Source organism: Arthrobacter sp. NPDC093139 (assembly GCF_044754165.1).
In the GTDB taxonomy this organism is placed as follows: domain Bacteria; phylum Actinomycetota; class Actinomycetes; order Actinomycetales; family Micrococcaceae; genus Arthrobacter.
The window spans coordinates 284,877-305,274 of the sequence record NZ_JBIVOO010000003.1 but is presented as its reverse complement, the minus strand read 5'-3'; the positions used below and the strand labels follow the sequence as shown (position 1 = coordinate 305,274).

At 67.5% G+C, this 20,398-nt stretch carries 14 protein-coding genes; 10 read left to right on the top strand and 4 right to left on the bottom strand.

Features of this window, described 5'->3' with window-relative positions; translation table 11 throughout:
* The first annotated feature begins 339 nt into the window (after positions 1 to 339).
* Genes ACIP90_RS07240 through ACIP90_RS07230 form a run of 3 tightly spaced genes read left to right on the top strand, consistent with a single transcriptional unit; the run spans position 340 to position 6,003 of the window.
* Complete coding sequence (locus ACIP90_RS07240; protein WP_400578104.1) at positions 340 to 885, top strand: WhiB family transcriptional regulator; 546 nt, start codon at positions 340 to 342, stop codon at positions 883 to 885.
* Between the two features lie 29 nt (positions 886 to 914).
* Complete coding sequence (locus ACIP90_RS07235; protein WP_400578102.1) at positions 915 to 4,277, top strand: glycosyltransferase; 3,363 nt, start codon at positions 915 to 917, stop codon at positions 4,275 to 4,277.
* Positions 4,270 to 6,003: a DUF5719 family protein gene (locus ACIP90_RS07230; RefSeq protein WP_400578100.1), complete on the top strand. Its 1,734-nt coding sequence runs from the start codon at positions 4,270 to 4,272 to the stop codon at positions 6,001 to 6,003. The genes ACIP90_RS07235 and ACIP90_RS07230 overlap by 8 nt, the downstream gene beginning before the upstream one ends.
* A 19-nt stretch (positions 6,004 to 6,022) precedes the next feature.
* On the opposite strand, the gene ACIP90_RS07225 is transcribed toward ACIP90_RS07230, so the two are convergent.
* Positions 6,023 to 6,535, bottom strand: a complete 513-nt coding sequence (locus ACIP90_RS07225) for a metallopeptidase family protein (protein WP_400578098.1) — start codon at positions 6,533 to 6,535, stop codon at positions 6,023 to 6,025.
* A gap of 121 nt (positions 6,536 to 6,656) precedes the next feature.
* Here ACIP90_RS07225 and ACIP90_RS07220 point away from each other — a divergent pair, with 121 nt between their 5' ends.
* The 5 genes from ACIP90_RS07220 to ACIP90_RS07200 all read left to right on the top strand — a co-directional run bounded on the left by ACIP90_RS07220 (position 6,657) and on the right by ACIP90_RS07200 (position 11,860).
* Complete coding sequence (locus ACIP90_RS07220; protein ID WP_400578096.1) at positions 6,657 to 7,046, top strand: DUF3499 domain-containing protein; 390 nt, start codon at positions 6,657 to 6,659, stop codon at positions 7,044 to 7,046.
* A 76-nt stretch (positions 7,047 to 7,122) separates the two neighbouring features.
* Positions 7,123 to 7,434 (top strand): Trm112 family protein, encoded by a 312-nt coding sequence (locus tag ACIP90_RS07215; protein ID WP_400578094.1) that lies wholly within the window; start codon positions 7,123 to 7,125, stop codon positions 7,432 to 7,434.
* A gap of 52 nt (positions 7,435 to 7,486) precedes the next feature.
* Positions 7,487 to 8,974 carry an adenosylhomocysteinase gene (ahcY, locus tag ACIP90_RS07210; RefSeq protein ID WP_400578092.1) on the top strand — a complete coding sequence of 496 codons (1,488 nt, stop codon included), beginning with the start codon at positions 7,487 to 7,489 and terminating at the stop codon, positions 8,972 to 8,974.
* A 204-nt stretch (positions 8,975 to 9,178) separates the two neighbouring features.
* Complete coding sequence (locus ACIP90_RS07205) at positions 9,179 to 10,411, top strand: Ig-like domain-containing protein (protein ID WP_400578090.1); 1,233 nt, start codon at positions 9,179 to 9,181, stop codon at positions 10,409 to 10,411.
* A gap of 213 nt (positions 10,412 to 10,624) precedes the next feature.
* Positions 10,625 to 11,860 (top strand): TIGR01906 family membrane protein, encoded by a 1,236-nt coding sequence (locus ACIP90_RS07200; protein WP_400578088.1) that lies wholly within the window; start codon positions 10,625 to 10,627, stop codon positions 11,858 to 11,860.
* Between the two features lie 87 nt (positions 11,861 to 11,947).
* On the opposite strand, the gene ACIP90_RS07195 is transcribed toward ACIP90_RS07200, so the two are convergent.
* Positions 11,948 to 13,654, bottom strand: coding sequence for a dolichyl-phosphate-mannose--protein mannosyltransferase (locus tag ACIP90_RS07195; RefSeq protein WP_400578087.1), 1,707 nt, complete (start codon positions 13,652 to 13,654; stop codon positions 11,948 to 11,950).
* A gap of 202 nt (positions 13,655 to 13,856) precedes the next feature.
* On the opposite strand from ACIP90_RS07195, the gene rsmI reads away from it, so the two are divergent.
* Positions 13,857 to 14,678, top strand: a complete 822-nt coding sequence (rsmI, locus tag ACIP90_RS07190) for a 16S rRNA (cytidine(1402)-2'-O)-methyltransferase (RefSeq protein ID WP_400578319.1) — start codon at positions 13,857 to 13,859, stop codon at positions 14,676 to 14,678.
* Positions 14,679 to 14,883: 205 nt separating this feature from the next.
* Entirely contained in the window at positions 14,884 to 16,383 is a 1,500-nt protein-coding gene (locus tag ACIP90_RS07185) for an NAD-dependent succinate-semialdehyde dehydrogenase (RefSeq protein ID WP_400578085.1), read from the top strand.
* Here ACIP90_RS07185 and ACIP90_RS07180 read toward each other — a convergent pair.
* Together ACIP90_RS07180 and ACIP90_RS07175 are read right to left on the bottom strand one after the other, a co-directional pair.
* Positions 16,380 to 18,971: a DUF3488 and DUF4129 domain-containing transglutaminase family protein gene (locus ACIP90_RS07180; RefSeq protein WP_400578084.1), complete on the bottom strand. Its 2,592-nt coding sequence runs from the start codon at positions 18,969 to 18,971 to the stop codon at positions 16,380 to 16,382. The two genes, ACIP90_RS07185 and ACIP90_RS07180, sit on opposite strands and share 4 nt — an antisense overlap.
* Positions 18,968 to 20,392 carry a DUF58 domain-containing protein gene (locus tag ACIP90_RS07175; protein ID WP_400578083.1) on the bottom strand — a complete coding sequence of 475 codons (1,425 nt, stop codon included), beginning with the start codon at positions 20,390 to 20,392 and terminating at the stop codon, positions 18,968 to 18,970. Before ACIP90_RS07175 ends, ACIP90_RS07180 begins: the two co-directional genes overlap by 4 nt.
* Between the last annotated feature and the right edge of the window lie 6 nt (positions 20,393 to 20,398).

Genomic DNA, 20,398 nt, shown 5'->3' with positions numbered 1-20,398 from the left:
CCGCGGGCAGTGACATATGACGTCTGCCACACGAATTAGTAACGTCACTGGCGTTAACAGGCCCGCGCCTGCCGTTTTCCCAGCAATTGCACAGGCAGCGGCTGGACCGTAAGCTTGCTGTCAAATTCCCCGCTCCCCGGGGGCGCGTCGTCGTATTTAATTCCCGGGCGTGGCGCGGCGCCTGTTTCGGTCCGGAACTGATTATTATCCCGTCTGCAGCTTGACTCGCCCTAGTTACACACGTGTAATTAGGTATTGAAAGCCATCGCAAAGTCTCCGGCACGCAAACCGAGTGTCTCGAGTGTCCGGGCAGAGGCTGACCAATTCAGGAGGGGCGCCATGGGGCAAGTTGAGCGTATCCAGGAAGAAGCCGTTGTTGCCGGCCAGGCCACGGCGAAGTATCGGTCACGGGGGGTGCCGAGCGACTGGTATGTCGATCCGGCGGATCCGGACGCCGCAGAGCGGTACAACTTGGACACCACCGCGTCCTTGCAGGATCAGGCCACAGCCTTCCTTGCAGAGCACGAGGCACTGCTGGGTGCGGGGCCGGAGGACGAGGAGGACCCCAATGATCCTCCCATGGAACTCCGGGCACCCGGGATGGGGACCCTGGCGCAGCCGGTCTGGATCGGCCTTCCCCGCGCCGACGACTTTGACGACGAAGGCGAACTCGGCTGGCAGACGGACGCATTGTGCGCACAGACTGATCCGGAAGCCTTTTTCCCGGAAAAGGGCGGCTCCACGAGGGACGCCAAAAAAGTTTGCGGAGCCTGCAACGTGCGGTCGCAATGCCTTGAATATGCATTGGCGAATGACGAGCGGTTCGGTATTTGGGGAGGCCTCTCCGAGCGTGAGCGCCGTCGGCTGAGGAAGCGAGCGGTCTAATTCTTCAGGAAGTACATGTCACTGCGGTTGTGGTCGCCCACAACGGCAGTGAATATCTCCCCAGGACCTTGGCGGCGCTGGCGGGCCAGACCCGGCAGCCGGATGCGGCAATCGGGGTTGATACCGGGTCATATGACAATTCCGCTGCCCTTCTTGAGCGTGCGCTCGGTCCGGGCAACGTCACCGGCGTCGGAGCCGGTAAAGCCGGAATGGGCTTTGCCGTCAGTGCCGGGCTTGCCGCCTTGGCGCCGTGGAATCCGGAATCGCCGGAGGCAGCCTCGGAGTGGATCTGGCTGCTGCACGATGACGCCGCGCCCGCACCCGAAGCCCTGGCGGAGCTGCTGCACGCCGTTGAACGCGCCCCGTCCGTGACAGTGGCCGGCTGCAAGCAGCTGGACTGGGATGCGAAACGCCGGCTCATCGACGTCGGCCTGTCGACGAGCCGCTGGGCAGAACGCCTTACCCTGATCGAGGCCGATGAGCTGGACCAGGGCCAGTACGACGGACGCTCTGACACCTTCGCCGTCAACTCGGCAGGCATGCTTGTGAGGCGCGATGTTTGGGAACTCCTAAAGGGGTTCGATCCCGCCCTTCCCGGAACCGGGGACGACGTCGACTTCTGCTGGCGCAACCGCCTCGCCGGTAACCGGGTGGTGGTGGTCCCCAGCGCCAGGATGTTCCACGTGTCCCATCGGCCCCATGCCCTGGGCAACGCCGCCGCGGCGCGGCGGGCACAGGTTCACCTCCGGCTCAAGCACGCACCCCTGTGGCTGGTCCCGGTGCATGCAGTCGCAGCAATTCTGGGCAGTATCTTCAAGCTGGTGTTCAGCATCGCCGTCAAGGACCCGGGCCATGGGTTTTCCCAACTCCTGGCGACGGCGGCGGCGCTCGGCCGGCCGGCGGCAATCTACCGGGGCCGGCGGAGTGCAGCACGAACGCGCCGGGTCCGGCGTTCAGTGGTCAATGCCCTGCAGACTGACCGCCGTGAAGTCTGGAGCCACCGCCGCTCGCTGATGGAGGCCCTCGGTGCGGACGACACCCGGGCGGAGGAAAACGGCAGCGACGCCCTGGCGGAACAGCCCAGCGGTGACTCGACCGATGACTTCGCTGCCCTCTCCACCAACGAACGGGGCTGGGTGGGCAATGGAGCACTCGCGGCAGTGATGATTGCGTGCGCCGCTTCCTTCGCGGGTCTGGCAGGGCTCTTCAGCGCCGACGCCGTGGCCGGCGGCGCACTCCTGCCGGTCTCCGCCAGCCTGGAGGATATTTGGCACCGTGCATCCAACTGGTGGATCGGGCTGGGAGCAGGGCTTCCCGGCCATGGCGATCCGTTCGGCTATGTCCTCTGGGTCTTGGGCCTGCTGGGCGGCGGAAACGCCAACGGTGCTGTTGTCTGGCTGCTCCTCCTGGCCATGCCGCTCTCCGGCCTCGCCGCCTGGTTCGCCGCCGGGGCGCTGACGTCCCGCCGCAGGCTCCGGCTGGCAGCAGCACTCGTATGGGCAGGAGCGCCCGCCCTCCAAGTGGCGCTGAACCAAGGACGCATCGGAGCACTCCTTGCCCACCTCATGATGCCCCTCCTCGTCCTGGCGCTGCTGCGTGCCACGGGGACGGCCATCGGACGCGGACGTTTTGCCCTGCCCGCACTGTCCGAAGGGCGTTTCGCGGAGAAGCCTCCGGTGAAGCCGGGCGTCAACGGGACCCCCTCATGGACGGCGGCAGCCGCCGCCGGGCTGGCGCTCGCCGTGGTCACCGCTGCGGCACCTGCGCTGCTGGTGCCGGCCGCCGTCGTCATTATCCTTGCCGGCTTCGCGCTCAGGCGGAGGGGGCGCACCCTGTGGTGGGCCCTCCTGCCGAGTGCCGCGCTTTTCATCCCCGTCGCCGTGTCGACGCTGGAACGCCCGCGCGCCCTGTTGGCGGATCCGGGGCTGCCCTTGGGCTTCCACGCCGCGCCGCTGTGGCAGCAGGTGCTTGGCCAGCCGCTCAGCTTTGACGTTACCGGCGGGCTGTCCGGGCTGGCACCCTTCGCCGGTGGCCCTGTGCCGTGGGCACTGCTGCTCGCCCTTCTGATCGGGGCCCCGGTGCTGGGGCTGGCCGTGGCCGCGCTGTTTCTTCCCTCCCGGCGTACCCTCGTTGCCCGCGCCCTGTGGGTGGCCGCCCTCATCGCGCTCGCCGGCGGCTGGCTCGCCGGGCACGTGGCCACCGGCGCCAGCACCGAGGAGCTGGTCGCGCCATTCCCTGGCGCCGCTGTATCCGCCGCGATCTTCGCGCTGCTCGGCGCTGCACTGATCGGCGGCGAACGCCTGCTGGACCTCGCCGGGGCTGCTGCTCCAAGCGCTGGGGCGTCATCGCGGAACAGGGCGCGTGCCCTTGCCCGTGTCACGGCCGCGCTTGCCACAGCTCTCCTGCTGGCAGGGCCTCTGGCCGGGCTCGCCGCCTGGACTGCCCAGAACGTTGTCCAGCCCGAAGCGCAGGCCCCGCAGGATCCGCAGACCTCACAGAACCCGCAGGAATCGCAGGGTCTCGGTACCTCCCGAATGGTGGCTGCCACTGATCCGCGTACCTTGCCGGCCACAGCGATCGACCGGGGCGAGGGGCCGGAGCAGACGCGCACCCTGCTGATCAGCATCGGCGCGAACGAGACCTACTCTGCCTCGCTGATGAGGGGCGGGGGGACAACGCTTGATGCGCTCTCCGCCATCGCCTCGGCACGCGATATCCGGGGCCTCCCGGGTGAAGAGTCCGTGCGCGAGGATGATCAGGTGACGGCCGCCCTTCGCACCACTGTCGCAACGGTGGTCGCCGCCCATGGCGTCGACCCGCGGCCGGAGCTGGAGCGGCTGGGCGTGGGATTCGTGGTCCTCCGGTCCACGGACACCGCGGCCCAGCTGACCGCAAGCCGGATGGACGCCGTTCCGGGCCTCGTGGCCGTTGGCCCGACGGACTCTGGCTGGCTCTGGCGTGTCAGTCCGTTGAACGACCAGGTCCTCCAGCCCGCCGACGTCGCACACCGCGCCCGCATCGTCGATGCCAAGGGCCAGACCACCAACCTGCTTCCCTCCGGGCTGACGGGCGTGGATACCGCCGTGCCGAAGGGGCCCGAGGGAAGGCTGCTGGTCCTCGCGGAACGCGCGGATCCGGGATGGACGGCCTGGCTGGACGGGCGAAAGCTGACGTCCACCGCCTCCGGCTGGTCACAGGCCTTTACGCTGCCTCCGCAGGCCGGCCACGTCACGGTCCGCTACGACAACCCGTGGGCCCTCTGGACCGGCATCGGCCAGGCAACTGTGATCGGCCTGACCGCCCTGCTGGCGCTTCCCATGCCCGCGCGGCGCCCCAACACCGGGCTGTCCAGGGATGAAGGCTCGCTGCGTAAGGAATACCAGAATGCATAAGGAAGAGAACGACGGCGGCACCCCGGCGGCGCCGGCGTCCGCACCCGCGTTCCGCCCGGCATCTGCTGCCCGCAGGGGCGCACCGCCGAAACCCGCAAAAAAGGCCGGGTCCACCCCGGTAAACAAGTCCACAGTAATGAAGAGGGGCGGCGGGGATGCACGCCGCCGCGGAACTTTGACTGGTCTGCTGTCGGCGGCAGCGATCGTTGTCGCCGGGGGCGGGCTGGTAGCGGCGGCATCGTTCGCCCCGCAGCCGTCCGGCGGCCGGGAACTCGAGGTTCCCCTGGCGTCCGTCCCGGCAGGCATGAGCCAAGATGTGTGCCCCGGCCCGGCGAAGCTGCTCGAAGGGACACCCGTGGGAACGGACCCGCAGTTCAGCCCCGAGTCCGCCACGGCCAGGAGCGCGGTCTCCGCAGCTGTAGTCGGCGCGGCGGGGGCACTCCTTCCGGGCAGCAGGCTCTCAGCGCTGGACGGTTCCGAACTCGTCAGTATTGCCAAGGATCCGGGCACCGCATCGGCCCCGCCCGGCGCCTCAGCCCAGCTGGCAGGCGTCGTCGCGCAACATCCGGTTAAGGACGTCAGCGTCCTGAGCGCCGACGCCCTCGGAAACCGGCAGGCAGCTGCGGCCGGAGTAATGACCTACTCCGCAACCGACGGCGACCTGCAGGGCTCGGCCGCTGCAGCGTGCCAGGCACCGCTCAATGACCTTTGGCTGACAGGCGCAAACACGGCAGTTGGCCGCAGCAGCGTCCTGCATCTGACCAACGCTTCGACCACTCCCGCCACGGTCAACCTCGAACTGTTCGGCAAGGACGGCCAGATCAAGGCACCCGGCAGCCGCGGGCTCCTGGTTGGGCCGGGAACAACACGGTCCATCGTGCTCGCGGGTCTTGCCCCCGGCCAGGAACGGCTGAGTATCCACGCCCGCAGCACCGGCGGCCCCGTGAGCGCGTTCATCCAGCAGAGTGCGCTTCGCGGCCTGACCCCCGGGGGAGTTGACTTCATTGCCCCGGGAACGGCCCCCTCCGCCCTCCAGGTCATGACCGGTGTGGACATTCAGGACGCTGCCGGCCTGGCGGATCTCACCGGAACCCGCGGCTTCGGCGACGCCGCACCCTCCCTGCACATCACCGTCCCCGGTCCCGTGGACGCCGTGGTGGAAGTCAGGCTCTTCGGCCGCGGCGGCCAGAAGGCGCTGCCCGGCGGCGGTGTGGTCACGGCCAAGGCCGGCGCCGTGACGGAGGTTCCGCTAACCGGAGTCCCTGCCGGGCAGTACACGGTCTCCGCAAGCGCGGATGTGACAATCGTTGCCGCCGCCCGCGTCACCCGCGGACTGAAGGCCGCCGAAAGTACGGACTTCTCCTGGGCGCCGTCAACCGGCAGGCTCGGCAGCCAGCACGTGGTTCCGGTCCCCGCCGAGGGTGAACGGTTCCTGGTGTTTGGAGCGCTTGCAGACCGTGCCATCATCTCGTACACACCCATCACGGCCGACGGCCAGGTCCGGCCGGCGGCCACCGCGGACATCGCCGGCGGAACCACCACTTCACTGAAAGTGCCGGACCAGATCGAAAAGTCGTCCGTGGTCGGATACCTGGTTTCGGCGGCCGGCGGCGCCGCCTACGGCACGGTGCTCCTTGAACGGGACGGGAGGAACGACGTCTCAACCGTCGCGATCACGCCGGGCGCAGAGGGGCAGCAAAAAGTCCCGGTAACACTGGGGTACTAGGCCTGCTGCCCGGCTGCGGTCAGTAGCGCCGGCGGTAGACGGGGTCCAGGGTCTCCGGAGCTACGCCGAGCATTTCCGCGGTGTGTTCGACCACCACGTCATGCACCAGGTCCTGAAGTTCCTCCTTGACCGGGCACCCCTGCTCGACAACGCGGCGGTACAGCGTGATCATCGGTCCCTCATCCTCCGTGGCGGGCGTGTAGCAGCCCATCGGCGGAGGCGAGCCGTCTGCTACCAGCTGCTCCAGGTTTGGCGGGATTTCATCCACGGCAAAACGCACGCCGTCGAGAGGCTTGCCCCAGATATCGTGGAGCCGCTGCGCGGAGTCCATGACGAGCTCGTCGAACCGGTCCGAGCGTGTCCGGTACGCCGGAAGCGTTGGCAACATGAGTTCCCCGCGAAGACCGCGTCCGTGGCGGTTGCGGCGTCGTTGTGCAAAGCTCCGCCTGGCGGCCGAGCCGGCGGCATCCTGGGGAGCCTCGGGGTCAGCCAACCGGACCGTAAAACCCGAATCTTGGTGCGATGACTGCATATACAGACTCTAGACCCGCCGGATCATTTGCGCGAGATAAGCCCCGCCGGGCCGCACTGACGGATCCGTGGGTGCCGTCATTGTCGGAAATCCTGCGCCATCCGGAGTAGTCTGTGATGTCGTGGGTGCTATCCGTCAATGTTCCAGGTCAGCCTGCCGCCAGTCAGCGGTGGCCACTTTGACGTACGTCTACGCCGATTCAACGGCCGTGCTGGGACCGCTGGCCACGTATGCCGAGCCGCACTGCTACGACCTTTGCGAGCAGCATGCCGACTCGCTCACCGTTCCGCGGGGCTGGGAAGTCCTGCGCCTTGCTATGCCGTCCCAGCCTCAGCAGCCTGGACCCGACGATCTTCTCGCCCTCGCCGACGCAGTCCGCGAGGCGGCCGCCCGGCCCGCAGCATCAGCAACGCAGCAGGGGCAGCGCGGCTCCCACGCCGCGCTGGAGGCGCCGGCCGGAACTGAAGGCACACGCCGCGGGCACCTCCGAGTCCTGCGCGAGCCGTCCTGAGGCCAACTGGCGGTAGGCTGGAAGCTGCAAATCTGTCCGCCATGGCGCGCGTTCGCCCACCCAGGGAGCATCCATCATGCCAAAGATCAGTCCTGAACTGCTGTCCGTCCTGAGGTGCCCCGTCACCGGCTCGGCCCTGATCCAGGAGGGCGAAGAACTGGTGTCCACCGCCGCGGGGGCCGGCGGCGAGAAGCTGCGCTATGCGATCGAGGACGGAATTCCGCTGCTCCTTCCCCCTGAACTGCTGGCAGCCGCGAACGCCGCCCGGTCAGACCAGCACGATGCCGGTCTGGGCAGCCGGGGAACGTCCAGCCGGGAAACGTCCGGCACGGAAACGATCAGCACCGAATCTTCCAGCCCGGCAGCTCCGGACGCCTCAACAGCCTAGACCCCAGCCCGCACCGCAGAAGGCAAGACGCCGGATACAGCAAAGGACTCCTATGACCCTCGATTACAAGGTTGCCGACATCTCCCTCGCGGAGGCCGGGCGCCACCAGATCCGCCTCGCCGAGCACGAGATGCCGGGCCTCATGTCGCTCCGCAAGGAATTCGGCCCCAGCCAGCCGCTGAAGGGCGCACGCATCGCCGGCAGTCTGCACATGACGGTGCAGACTGCCGTGCTCATCGAAACCCTCACAGCCCTCGGCGCTGAGGTCCGCTGGGCATCCTGCAACATCTTCTCCACGCAGGATGAAGCCGCGGCCGCCGTGGTGGTGGGTGCCGGAACGGTCGACGATCCCCAGGGTGTTCCCGTCTTTGCCTGGAAGGGCGAAACCCTCGAAGAATACTGGTGGACGGCCGAGCAGATCCTTACATGGCCGGGCGCGGACACCAATCCGGAGCTTGGCCCCAACATGATTCTCGACGACGGCGGCGACGCCACGCTGCTGGTGCACCGCGGCGTCGAATTTGAGGCAGCCGGCGCCGTTCCGGCTGCAGCGGAGAATGACCCCGAGGAGCACGTCATCGTGCTGGACCTGCTGCGCCGGACGCTGGCCGAGGACCCGAAGAAGTGGACACGCCTCGCCGCCGGTATCCACGGCGTCAGCGAAGAGACCACAACTGGCGTGCACCGCCTCTACCAGCTGGCGGAACAGGGCAAGCTCCTCTTCCCGGCCATCAACGTCAACGACTCCGTGACCAAGAGCAAGTTCGACAACAAGTACGGGATCCGCCACTCCCTGCCGGACGGCCTCAACCGGGCCACTGACGTCCTCATCGGAGGAAAAGTGGCCGTGGTCTGCGGCTATGGAGACGTCGGGAAGGGTGCAGCCGAAGCGCTCCGCGGCCAGGGCGCCCGCGTGATCGTGACCGAAATCGACCCCATCTGTGCGCTGCAGGCGGCCATGGATGGCTACCAGGTGGCGAAACTTGAGTCCGTGCTCGCCCAGGGCGATATCTTCATCACCACCACGGGCAATAAGGACGTCATCATGGCCGAGCACATGGTCGGCATGAAGAACAAGGCCATCGTGGGCAACATCGGCCACTTCGACAACGAGATCGACATGGCCGGCCTTGCCCGCGTTCCCGGCATCCGCAAGGTCGAGATCAAGCCGCAGGTCCACGAATGGGTCTTCGCGGACGACTCCGCCGACGGCTCCGGACCGCGGTCCATCATCGTGCTCTCCGAGGGCCGGCTGCTGAACCTTGGCAACGCCACGGGCCACCCGTCCTTCGTCATGAGCAACTCCTTCGCCAACCAGACAATTGCCCAGATCGAGCTGTTCACCAAGAAGGACCAGCCCGAGGGTGAGCGGGAGTACGACAACCAGGTTTACGTCCTGCCGAAGATCCTGGACGAGAAAGTGGCACGCCTGCACCTGGATGCCCTCGGTGTGGAACTGACCGAACTGTCCAAGGACCAGGCTGACTACCTCGACATGGATGTGGCAGGGCCGTACAAGCCGGAGCATTACCGGTACTAGGCCCGAACGCGGTACTAGGCTGGACGCTGTACCAGGCTCGAACGCACGCCGGGAGACCGGAAAATGGGCTCCCGGCGGCCCCCGCCCCGGGCCGCTCGGACCGGGGGCGCCGAGGCGTGCGATAAAATTGACTGGTCAGCGTTTCTGCTGGGCACACGGACGGACGCCTGTTGGCGGCCCGGCGGGGAACATGGAGAACCAGTCATGACGGAAAAGAGCAGCCGCAAGATCGGCAAGATCCTTGCGGTCGCGGCAGTTTGCACGGCGGTTGCCGCCGGCGGATTCGGTGTTGCCACCGCGCCGGGATGGGCCAACCCCGCTCCGGAATCCGAGGCCGCTACGCCGGTCCGCAACGAGCCCGGCCTCGCAGCCCCGGTGGTGAAGGCCGTGGAGCTGGGCGTGACCCCCACCGACGGCGCAAAAGGCGTCAATCCCGCAGTGGCACCGTCCGTCAAGGCGGTCAACGGCAAGCTCAAGGACGTCGTCCTGGCACCGGCGGCGGGCGGCGCGCCGGTCAAGGGCAGCATGAGCGCCGACGGCAGCACCTGGACCGCGCTGGATCCGCTCCTGTTCAACTCGGTCTACAACTACAGCTATACGATCGTTGACGAAGCCGGCCGGGAGACCAAGAAGGCGCAGACGTTCACCACTGTCGAAAGCGCCAACGAGGCCGACGCTGCCGTCTACCCTGAGAACGGCTCCACGGTCGGCTCCGGGCAGCCCATCGAGATCGTCTTCAGCGAACCCGTGGCGAACAAGGCGGCGGTGGAGAAAGCCGTAAAGATCTCAGTCTCCTCGAAACAGCCTGTGGCGTGGCACTGGTACACAGACCAGCGTGTGCGCATCCGTCCCGAGAAGTTCTGGGCCTCCAACAGCCAGGTCACTGTGGACATGAAGCTGTTTGGCGTCGATTTCGGCAACAGCATGATCGGCAATTTCAACGCCAAGGTGCAGTTCAAGGTAGGACCCCAGCGTCTGGCCGTGGTGGATGACACGACGAAGACCATGAAGGTCTATTTCGACGGCAAGCTCGTCAAGACCGCCCCCGTCACACTGGGTGATGCCGAATGGCTCTCACCCACCGGCTACGCGGTGATCATGGAGCAGGAACGCCGCTCCAAGTTCAACGCCGGAAGCATCGGCCTCAAACCGGGGGACAAGGGATACTACCCGCCCCTCACGGTTGAGTATGCCAACAGGCTGACGTCCTCCGGCGTCTACGTTCACCAGGCCCTGCAGTCCGCCTGGGGTGCCGTGGGCAAGTACAACGTCTCCCACGGCTGTGTTGGCCTGCTGCCCGCCGATGCCGCCTGGTTCTTCAACAACATGAAGAGCGGGGATGTTGTGCAGACACTGAACACCGGTGCGCCGCCGGTCGAACCGCTGGAGGGCTACGGCGACTGGAATATCCCCTGGGCGCAGTACGCCAAGCGGTAGCAGCCGCGCGCCATTTGTCGCAGATCAATGGCCGCACACCACAGCGTCAATGCTCTGGAACCCCGCAAGGGTTATAACGAAATAGCCGCATGATTCCGGCGGCGCGGGTTTCATCTCGCCGTGCCAGAGGAGCGGACGGTAGGCTCTTCAGGAGATATACAGCGCTGCCTGGCACCGGCCTGGAGCGCGGACGCCTACGGAAGTGAAGCTGCAGTGAACGACAATACTTCGATCCCGTCCAGACGGCTCGATCCGCAGCGGGAAGCCGACGAACCGGTGCTTGATCCTGCCCACGACTCCAATGAGCCTGCGTTCGAGTGGATGACGGCTTCCCCCGCGACCAGCTTCACGGAGGACGCCCCTTCCCACGGTGCCGCAGCCAACCGTTCAGCGGCGGATGACGGCGCAGCACACCGGAGCCCGGGCATCGGGGAGCCGGCCGACGGCGAACCTGCCGGCCGGGTCCAGGCCGGAAGCAGGGCCGACCGCAAGGCCGCGGAGGCCGCCGCCGCTAACGGTCCATCCGACCTGCCGCCGGACGCCGGCGCGCCGCCATCCGGTGCTGCCCCGGGGGCCCACTACAGTGAGCAGCTCCCGACGTCGGCCCTTCAGATCCGCCCGCCGCGCGAGGACGTGGAACGCCGGAACGCGGAGCGCGAGCAGGCGGCGAATGCAAAGCCTGTCTTGCCGCGCTTCATGCAGGTTGTACTCGCCGTTTTCTACCCCGTCATCCTCCTGGTCCTGGCAGTGCGCGCCGTCACCAGCCCGCTCTTCCTCTGGGTCGAGTACCACCGGCCGGGCTTCCCCGGTGACGGCTACGGCTTCAACTCCGACGACCGCATGACCTACGGATCCTACGCCGTGGACTACCTCAGCAACTGGTCAGGACCTCGGTACCTGGGCGAGCTCGTCAACCGCAACGGGGAGAAACTCTTCCAGGACGGCGAAGTCAGCCACATGGCCGATGTCAAGGTTGTGATTCTGTCCGCCTTCGGCGCAGGCGCACTCCTGGTCCTGCTGAGCATCGCCGTCATTATCTACCTGCGCCGCCGCAGCTCCGGCGGTGTCAGGCGAGGCTTGTTCGCCGGCTCCATCGTGACACTCACGCTCATCTCCGCACTTGCCGGGCTGGCGCTGCTCGGCTGGGAACAGTTCTTTACCGAGTTCCACCGGATCTTCTTCGCCAGCGGTACATGGACCTTTGCCCTGGAAGATACGCTCATCCGGTTGTTCCCGGGGCAGTTCTGGATCGACGCGGGCATTGCCATCGCGGGGCTCGTCCTGCTGACTGCGCTGGTCACCCTGATTCTGACGTGGCCCACCCGGCGCCGCCGCGGCCTGCCGAAGCGGGCCAAGAAGTCCCGCACGGGCGGCGGCGCGGAAGCGGAGTCCGGCGCCCAAGCGGAGTCTGGCGCCGAAGTCGGCGAGGACCGGTCCGTCCGGCTTTGAGGCTTCCGCGCCCCTGACCGTGTGGAATCAGGCTCGCTCCTGACGTGTGGAACCAGGCTCGCTGTGGAACACGGCTGCTGCCGGGCCTCAGATCCAGGAAGGCATCCACATCCTGACACGCCAGTCCTGGTAGGGGATGACCTCGGCGGTCCACACCGGATAGAAGAAGGCGGAGAGCAGCACAGCTCCCACAAGAAAGAGGACTATCCCGTACAGGCCTGACCGCCGGCGCCACAGCGGGTCTGTCCTGCGCCCCAGGACCAGGCCCAGGCCATACACGAGGGCCAGGATGAGGAACGGTTCGAAGGACACCGCGTAGAAGAAGAACATCGTGCGTTCCGGGTACAGGAACCATGGGAGGTAGCCGGAACCCACCGCAGCGAGCACGGCGCCTGCACGCCAGTCCCTGCGCCCCGCCCACCAGAACAGCAGCACCACCAGGGAGATCGTGGCTCCCCACCAGATCAGCGGGTTCCCCACGGACAGGATCGCAGAGGTGCAGCTGCTGACGTCGCAGCCGGCTGTGCCCTGCTTGGGGGATTCGTAGTAGAAGGATGTTGGCCTGCCCATGACCAGCCAGCTCCACGCGCTGGCCTCGTACGGGTGCTCAGAACTCAGCCCCTGATGGAACTTATACGCCTCGAGGTGGTAGTGCGCCAATGAGCGCACGGTGTCCGGCAGCCAGCCCCAGTCCACACTCGGATTCGTCGTGGCCCATTGCCGGTAATAGGCATCCGTTGACCTGAACCATCCTGCCCAGGTGGCGACGTACGTCAGGGCCGCCACGGGGACGATGCTGAGAAACGCCACGATGCCGTCCTTCAGGATGCCGGCGCTGATCCAGCCCCGGATGCCTGCGGTACGGCGGGCGCTTAGATCCCAAAACACTGTCAGAAGGCCGAAACCGGCGACGAAGAAGAGCGCCGACCACTTGGTGCCCACGGCAAGGCCCAGGCAGACGCCTGCGAGGATGCGCCACCAGCGGACCCCCAGCCAGGGCCCGGACAGCAGCTGAAGGTGGGACGGCTGGCCTGTTGGGGAATCGGCCGCGAGCCGTGCCAGCCGAACGGCCAGGCGCCGGCGGCCATCATCGCGGTCCATCAGCAGCGCACCGAACGCGGCCAGGATCCAGAACATGAGGAAGATGTCGAGCAGCGATGTCCGGGACATGACGAGGTGATGGCCGTCGACGGCGAGCAGGAGACCTGCTGCGGCACCCAGGATCAAGGAACCAAACAGCTTTTGGGCGATCAGGGCAACGAGGGCAATGGATATGGTGCCTGCCAGTGCCGCCGAAAACCTCCAGCCCAGAGGATTGTCCGGACCGAAGAGCCACATGCCGCCGGCAATCATCCACTTGCCCACGGGCGGGTGGACCACATATTCGGGCGACGCCAGCAGCACCCCGGGATTTCCCGCGTTGAAGGAGTCGTTCGCTTTCTCCGGCCAGCTCCGCTCGTAGCCGCTGATAAGGTACGAGTAGGCGTCCTTGACGTAGTACGTTTCGTCGAAGACCAGGCTCCCCGGCACCTCCAGGCGGGCAAACCGCAGGATCCCGCCCACCAAAGCGGTCAGCGCCGGCACCAGCCAGAACCAAAGCCTGAGCGACGGCGGGTAGTTGCGCCAGCTACGGATGCCCCCGATCAGGCGCCGCGTCAGTTCCCCGGCAGTGAAGGCTTCCGATGGGCGGCGGATCCAGCCGTGCCCTTCGAGGCCGTGGCCCCCGGGTTCGGCGGGGGAATCCGGTGTACTGGCGGAACCGGCCGCGTCAGGCCGAACGGAGGTCTGCGTCACCTGCCCATGCTACCTTTCGCCGTGGGGTGTCCCCTGCAGGGTTCCTCCGCCGTTCCCCTCCCGGCGTCCCGCTGCGGACGAGTGCCCCGGTGACTGCCGGCGGCAGTAGGCTGGATGCGTGGACCATGAACCGAACAGCACGCAGACCGGCCCTTCCGAACAGGCGGCGGGATCGGACGTTCCCGGAAACCGGCCCGGGAGGATCGTGCTGGCGGCCACGCCCATCGGCAACGTGGGCGACGCCTCTGCACGGCTGATCGAGCTGCTGGCCACGGCCGACATCGTGGCCGCCGAGGACACGCGGCGGCTGCATCGGCTCGTGCAAAGCCTGGAGGTTACTGTGGGCGGCCGGATCATCAGCTACCACGAGCACAATGAGGCCACCAAGACAGCCGAGCTGCTGGACCAGGTACGAGCGGGCAAGACCATCGTTATGGTCACGGACGCCGGCATGCCGGCGGTCTCCGATCCCGGGTTCAGGCTGGTCGAGGGCGCCGTCGCGGAGGGGCTCACGGTGACGGCCGTTCCCGGCCCGTCCGCTGTCCTGACCGCCCTGGCGCTGTCCGGGCTACCCACCGACCGCTTCTGCTTTGAGGGATTCCTTCCGCGCAAGGCCGGTGAACGCGCATCGCGGCTGGCCGATTTGGACGCCGAGCGCCGCACCATAGTGTTCTTCGAGGCGCCGCACCGTCTTGAGGCCATGCTGCGGGCGTTGCACGAACGGTTCGGACCGGACCGCAAGGCGGCCGTGTGCCGCGAACTGACAAAGACGTATGAGGAAGTTCTCCGCGGCACCCTGCGGGAACTGTTGAAGTGGGCCGAGACCAACGAAGTCCGTGGGGAGATCGCTGTGGTGGTGGGCGGCGCCCCGGAGAAGGCGCCCGGAACGCCGGAGGATAACGTGGAGGCCGTCAACGAGCTTGTTTCCCAGGGACTGCGGCTCAAAGACGCAGTGGCGGCGGTAGCGGAAGAGGTCCGGGTCAGCAAACGCGAGCTGTATGCCGCGGTGCTCGCGGCCCGCTGATCCCCGGGGTCCAGGGCTGTGCATTTGCACAGCAATATGGGCTGTGCGTAGTGCGCGGATGCGTAGACACTGGAGAGAGGCGGGCAGTAGCGTGGCATTAAACCAGCCAAGAAACAATTAGACCAGCCAAGAAACAGCAGCCCCTGGCGACCCACTGCAGGCGGCTGCACCAACCCGCAATCCGATTGCTGACGAGGGAGTCACCGTGTCTGTTACTACACAGTCCGCCGTAACCGCAGAGCGCGAAAGCGAACTGCTCGCTTCTGTTCCCACCGGCCTGCTGATCAACGGCGAGTGGCGCCCCGCGGCATCAGGCAAGACCTTCGACGTCGAAGACCCCTCCACCGGCAAGGTTCTGCTGAGCATTGCCGACGCCGGAGCCGAGGACGGCATGGCGGCCCTCGACGCGGCTGCCGCCGCCCAGGAGTCCTGGGCGAAGGTCCCGCCGCGGGAGCGGGGCGAGATCCTGCGCCGGGCCTTTGAGCTCGTGACCGAGCGGGCCGAGGATTTCGCACTGCTGATGACCCTGGAAATGGGAAAGCCCCTGGCCGAGGCCCGCGGGGAGGTCACCTACGGCGCGGAGTTCCTGCGCTGGTTCTCCGAAGAGGCAGTCCGAGCGTTCGGCCGCTACTCGGTCTCCCCGGACGGCAAGTCGCGGCTGCTGGTCACGAAGAAGCCCGTGGGCCCGTGCCTGCTGATCACCCCGTGGAACTTCCCGCTGGCGATGGCCACGCGCAAGGTCGCCCCCGGCGTTGCCGCCGGCTGCACCATGGTGCTCAAGTCCGCGAACCTGACTCCGCTGACGTCACAGCTGTTCGCCGCCGTGATGCAGGAGGCGGGTCTGCCCGCCGGCGTCCTGAACGTCATCCCCACGTCCACGGCCGGGGCCACCACCGGCCCGCTGATCAAGGATGCCCGGCTGCGCAAGCTGTCCTTCACCGGCTCCACCGAGGTGGGCCGCCGCCTGCTCTCTGACGCCTCCGGAACTGTCCTGCGGACGTCCATGGAACTCGGCGGTAACGCCCCCTTCGTGGTGTTCGAGGACGCCGACGTCGACGCCGCCGTCGCCGGCGCCATGCTGGCGAAGCTGCGGAACATGGGTGAGGCCTGCACTGCCGCTAACCGGTTCATCGTGCACGAATCCGTTGCCGACGAGTTCGCGGAGAAGTTTGCCGCGAAGATGGCGGAGATGACCACGGCCAGGGGCACCGAACCCGACTCCAAGGTCGGGCCGCTGATCGATGCCAAGAGCCGGGACAAGGTCCACGAACTCGTCACTGATGCCCTGGCCTCCGGTGCCAAGGCTGTCGTCGGCGGCGCGCCGGTGGACGGTGCGGGCTACTTCTACCAGCCCACCATCCTCAAGGGCGTCACCGAGGGAACACGGATCCTGTCCGAGGAAATCTTCGGACCTGTCGCACCGATCATCACGTTCGGCACCGAGGACGAGGCCATCCGCCTGGCCAACAACACTGAATACGGGCTCGTGGCATACGTCTTCACGAAGGACCTGAACCGCGGCATCCGGATGGGCGAACGGCTCGAGACCGGCATGCTCGGCCTGAACGCCGGCGTCGTCTCCAACGCCGCGGCACCGTTCGGCGGCGTCAAGCAGTCCGGGCTCGGCCGCGAGGGCGGCCTTGAAGGCATCGAGGAATACCTCTACACCCAGTACATCGGCATCGCAGACCCGTACGCCGGCTAGCCGTTACGGAGCCGCCGCAGGCCGTCGCGGGCCCTTGTCCAGGAGCCCGCGGCGGCCTTTGCTGCATGCGTGGCGGTGCTGCCGACGGCCCGGAACGGTGCACCGGCGATGCTGCCCCAACGTGACATCACCGATGGCGGCAGCCAGTCGGCGTGCAGGCGTCCCATAAGTCCCGCATTACGGCGCAGCGCCGTGCGGACTGCGGCGATCTTCTGGGCTGTGGACGGGTCAGCCGGCGACGATGGGCCAGTGGCCGTGGATGAGTCCGTGGCCGTCGGGTCAGCGGAGGCAGTCGTCCCCGCCCCTGCGGCGGGCCGGCCGTATTGGTGGCGTTCAAAGGCCGCGGTGAGATCATGGACGGCGGTGTCCGCCTCGGGGTGCCCTGGTGGCCTCCCTGTTGGCCTCTGGCCCCCTGCCGCAGCGGCGTTCGTTGCGGGAGCCCGCCCCAGCAGCGCCGGCGAACCGCTGAGCCGGGCAGAGAACGCGCGCGGCGTCTCGCTGGGAAGTGGGCGGACGCCGTAGTCCGTGGCGAGGTCCCGCAGCTCCGCCCATGCGAGCGGCGCAGCTGCCTGCCCGCCCCGGGCTGCCGGTCCCCGCAGGCGCCTGGAGCGCAGTCGCGTCCGTACCATCCGCGGGGCCGCGGCGATAAGGACCAGCAGGAGCGCTCCTGCCGCCGCATAGACCGCCGCCACCATCTGGTTCCCTGCCCCGGCCTCTGCGCCGCCGGGGAGCGGGAGCGGCGCGGGCTCGGTTGCGGGCGGGGGAGTGGCGCCGTTGGTGGGCAGCAGGCCGTCATTGGTGCCGTCGTTCGTGCTGGCGCCGCCTGATGAGGAGTCCTGGGCGTACGGCGGAACCACACCGCGCGAGGGTGTGGGCTCGAAGGGGACCCAGCCGAGCCCCTGGAAGTACAGTTCCGGCCAGGCATGGGCGTCACGGGCATCCACTTCGAATTCGGGAAGCGCGCCCTGACCGGCGACCGACACCGTGGCCCCTGTCAGCCGGCCCGGGGCATATCCCACCGCGATCCGGCTGGGGATTCCCTCAAGGCGGGCCATGACCGCCATGGCCGATGCAAAGTGGATGCAGTAGCCGCTTTTCTGATTCAGGAAGTCCGCCAGCACTGAGAGGCCGTTGCCGTCATAACCGCCCTGGACCGGCGATTCGAGGGAGTACGTGAACGCTCCGCCCCGCAGGTACCTCTGAATGGCCATCGCCTTCTCGTAGGCAGTCCTGCTGTCCGACGTCACCGAGTCGGCGGTGGTCCGGACGATTTCCGGCACGTTCGCCGGCGGCCTGATGAACTCCTCGGGTATTCCACTCACGGGCGCCGAAGATCCGTCCAGAAGTTCCTGTGTCAGCTTTGGGGCTGAGGATCGGACCAGGTACTGCTGGTTCCGCGAATTGGTGTCGGTGCCCCTGATGCTTAGCGTGGCGGGATCCCAGCTCCACCGGCCGGTCAGTCCGTTGACGGCTTCGGGCGCATAGGGGACGGGCAGGTACGGGCTGGTGAAGTCCCCGGTGTTGACCACAGTGACCTGGCGGACCTGCTCCGGGGCCAGCATCTCATGGCCTACCTCCATGCGTCCTGGTCCGGTCCGGCGGGACGCGTTGCGGTCGTCGGGGGACCACGCCTCTCCGTCAAAGCGGTCCACTGTCACGGAGCGCAGATAGAGGGGAGTGGTGGCATTGGTGGCATAGGTGATCCGCCCGTCGCCGGATGGGCGGCGGAGGCTGTTGCCGAGGCTGATCATGGGGTTCAGGCCGCTGGAGGAGGCCCACGGGTTGAGCCGGGAACCTTGCGGGAACGTGCCCTGGTCGAAGCCGGGAATGATGAGCTGCAGCACAAGCGTGACCACCAGCGCCACGCCGCCGGTCATGGCAGCACGCTTGATCTGCCCGGGATTCCGCGCGGTGTCGGCCTGGACCCGGGCGTCCGGGGCGAACCACTGGCTGCACGCAAGGATGAGCAGGAAGCCTGTTGCCGTCCCAAGGAACCCCACGAGCCCGACGCTTTGTGGCTTGATCATGGCCGGCACCACGAGCACGGCCAGCAGGCCCAGACCGCTCGTGGCAGGCATGCCCAGGGGGAGGGCAAGCGCGTCCACGAGAATGACAACCAGACCCAGGGCGGCGCACGTCACCAGGACGATGCCTGCATTGGGCGCCACAGGAGAGCTTTCCGACAGCACGGTTTCGCTGGCCCGGCGGAGGTGCCTGCCCAGCGCCGCCATGGTGGCCTCTGTGGGGAAGAAGCCGGCGAAGCTCTCCCGGCGCAAGAACGTGAATATCAGGATGAACAGCAGGGACACGAAGCCGCCCACGGTGACCAGCAGCGGCTGCGCCCTCAGGGCGCGGAGTCCCGCCATGGTCAGCGACACCACGATGATCGTGGTGAGCACGGGGAGGAACCAGGCCCATCCACGCAGCACGCCATTGAGGGAGACGGAAGCCCCGGCCACGGCGACCGCCACCGCCGCCGACATCGCCCAGGGATAAGCACCGGCACCCGGACGACGGCGGCGTTCCAAGGGGGCCGCCGATGGCTGCGGCGCGGCGGCGCCGGTCTGGCGCTGGGGAGCGATAGTCACCGGGCCACCCCCGCACCACGCCGAACGTCGGCAGCCGCAGCTGCCAGCGTGGCGTCGCCTTCATCGAAGTACGTCCATGCGGCCGGCAGAGACGTGGCCGCATCCACGGCCACGGCACGCCAGCCGCCAAGGCGCAAGGCCTCGAGTACCTCGGAGGATTCCGCGGGCCTGTCGCTGATCACGATGGCAAAGGCGTTTGCCGCGTAGCCGGCCGCAGGCGCCAACGCCCGTGCCTCGGCCAGCGAGATTCTTCCGAGGACGGCCAGTACAGGGCCTCGCATCCGGTGGGCTGCAAGTTTGTCGATGAGCCGGTCATCGAACACCGACTGACCTGAGTCGCCGCCTCCGGAATGCTCACGGAGCGACGTCTCGTGCTCCCGGCGGATGTGGTGCGGACCGGAAAGCTGGATGGCCGCCAGGCTCTCGGCGATGGACTGGAGTCCTGCCGCGCCGCTGTATTCCTCGCAGTCAGGCTCCGGCGCGGAGGGGGAGCGGTGGAAGGCTGGATCGCCGGCGGCGTCCAGGAACCGGAGGGAGTAATTCCGTTCGGAGAGGTGCGCACTTACTGACATGGCGGCCGTGACGGCCCATTCGAAGGTGTCGCTCGTGACGAGGTCGCTGCCGTCCTCGCCTTGGCCGCTGAAGACCGCGCCGAAACCGGCGGAGTGGGCACCGTACCGCTGATCGAGAATGATCGTCGCCTCCGGTGTGGTCACCGATTCCTCCTGCCGCACCATCAGGGCGCCGTGGCGGGCAGTCGCAGGCCAGTGGACCCTCCGCATCGGATCGCCGTGCCGGTACTCCCTCGTCATGACGTCATCGTCGCTGGGGTTGGCCCGGATCCGCGTGGCTGTGATTCCGTCGTTGCCCCTGGCGCCGGCCAGTCCCGTGGCGGGCAGCTCGACGGCGGCCGGCGTCACGGTGAGCGTGTCGCCGTCGTCAATTGTGTGCCTGTGCAGCGAAAGCCCGAAAGGATCCGTGAACTCGGCCGTGACAGGGCCGATCGTGAACTGGCCCCGCCTCCCTGAGCGCAGGCGGTACTCGTAGCGGCTGGTACCGCCGCTGGCGGTTCTGGAGGGAAAGCGGAACGCTGGCGACTCGCCGAACCTTGACGGGATCCGTTCCTCCATGATGATCCTTCCGGTCTCCGGCCCCGTCCGTGCAACGGCCAGCCGCACTGTGGTGGCGGAGGCGGTCTCCACCGTGGCCGGGCTGAACTCCCGGTACACGCGGAAGCGGGGCTTGACCAGCCTGATGCCGGCCAGCGAGACAAGAGGCAGGACCACCAGGAGGACACCCAGGCCGAGCAGGTCCCGGCGGCCCATGACCTGGGCGCAGAGCAGGGAAATGATGCCTGCGCCCAGAAGTCCCCATCCGCGGGAGGTGAACAGGTGACGGGGGAGACGGTCCAGCAGTGCCATGGCGAA

Bases quoted from the DNA above. Each gene is read 5' to 3' on its own strand.
- ACIP90_RS07240 (WP_400578104.1), top strand. From the start codon at position 340: ATGGGGCAAGTTGAGCGTATCCAGGAAGAAGCCGTTGTTGCCGGCCAG.
- ACIP90_RS07230 (WP_400578100.1), top strand. From the start codon at position 4,270: ATGCATAAGGAAGAGAACGACGGCGGCACCCCGGCGGCGCCGGCGTCC.
- ACIP90_RS07225 (WP_400578098.1), bottom strand. From the start codon at position 6,535: ATGCAGTCATCGCACCAAGATTCGGGTTTTACGGTCCGGTTGGCTGAC.
- ACIP90_RS07215 (WP_400578094.1), top strand. From the start codon at position 7,123: ATGCCAAAGATCAGTCCTGAACTGCTGTCCGTCCTGAGGTGCCCCGTC.
- ahcY (WP_400578092.1), top strand. From the start codon at position 7,487: ATGACCCTCGATTACAAGGTTGCCGACATCTCCCTCGCGGAGGCCGGG.
- ACIP90_RS07205 (WP_400578090.1), top strand. From the start codon at position 9,179: ATGACGGAAAAGAGCAGCCGCAAGATCGGCAAGATCCTTGCGGTCGCG.
- ACIP90_RS07175 (WP_400578083.1), bottom strand. From the start codon at position 20,392: ATGGCACTGCTGGACCGTCTCCCCCGTCACCTGTTCACCTCCCGCGGA.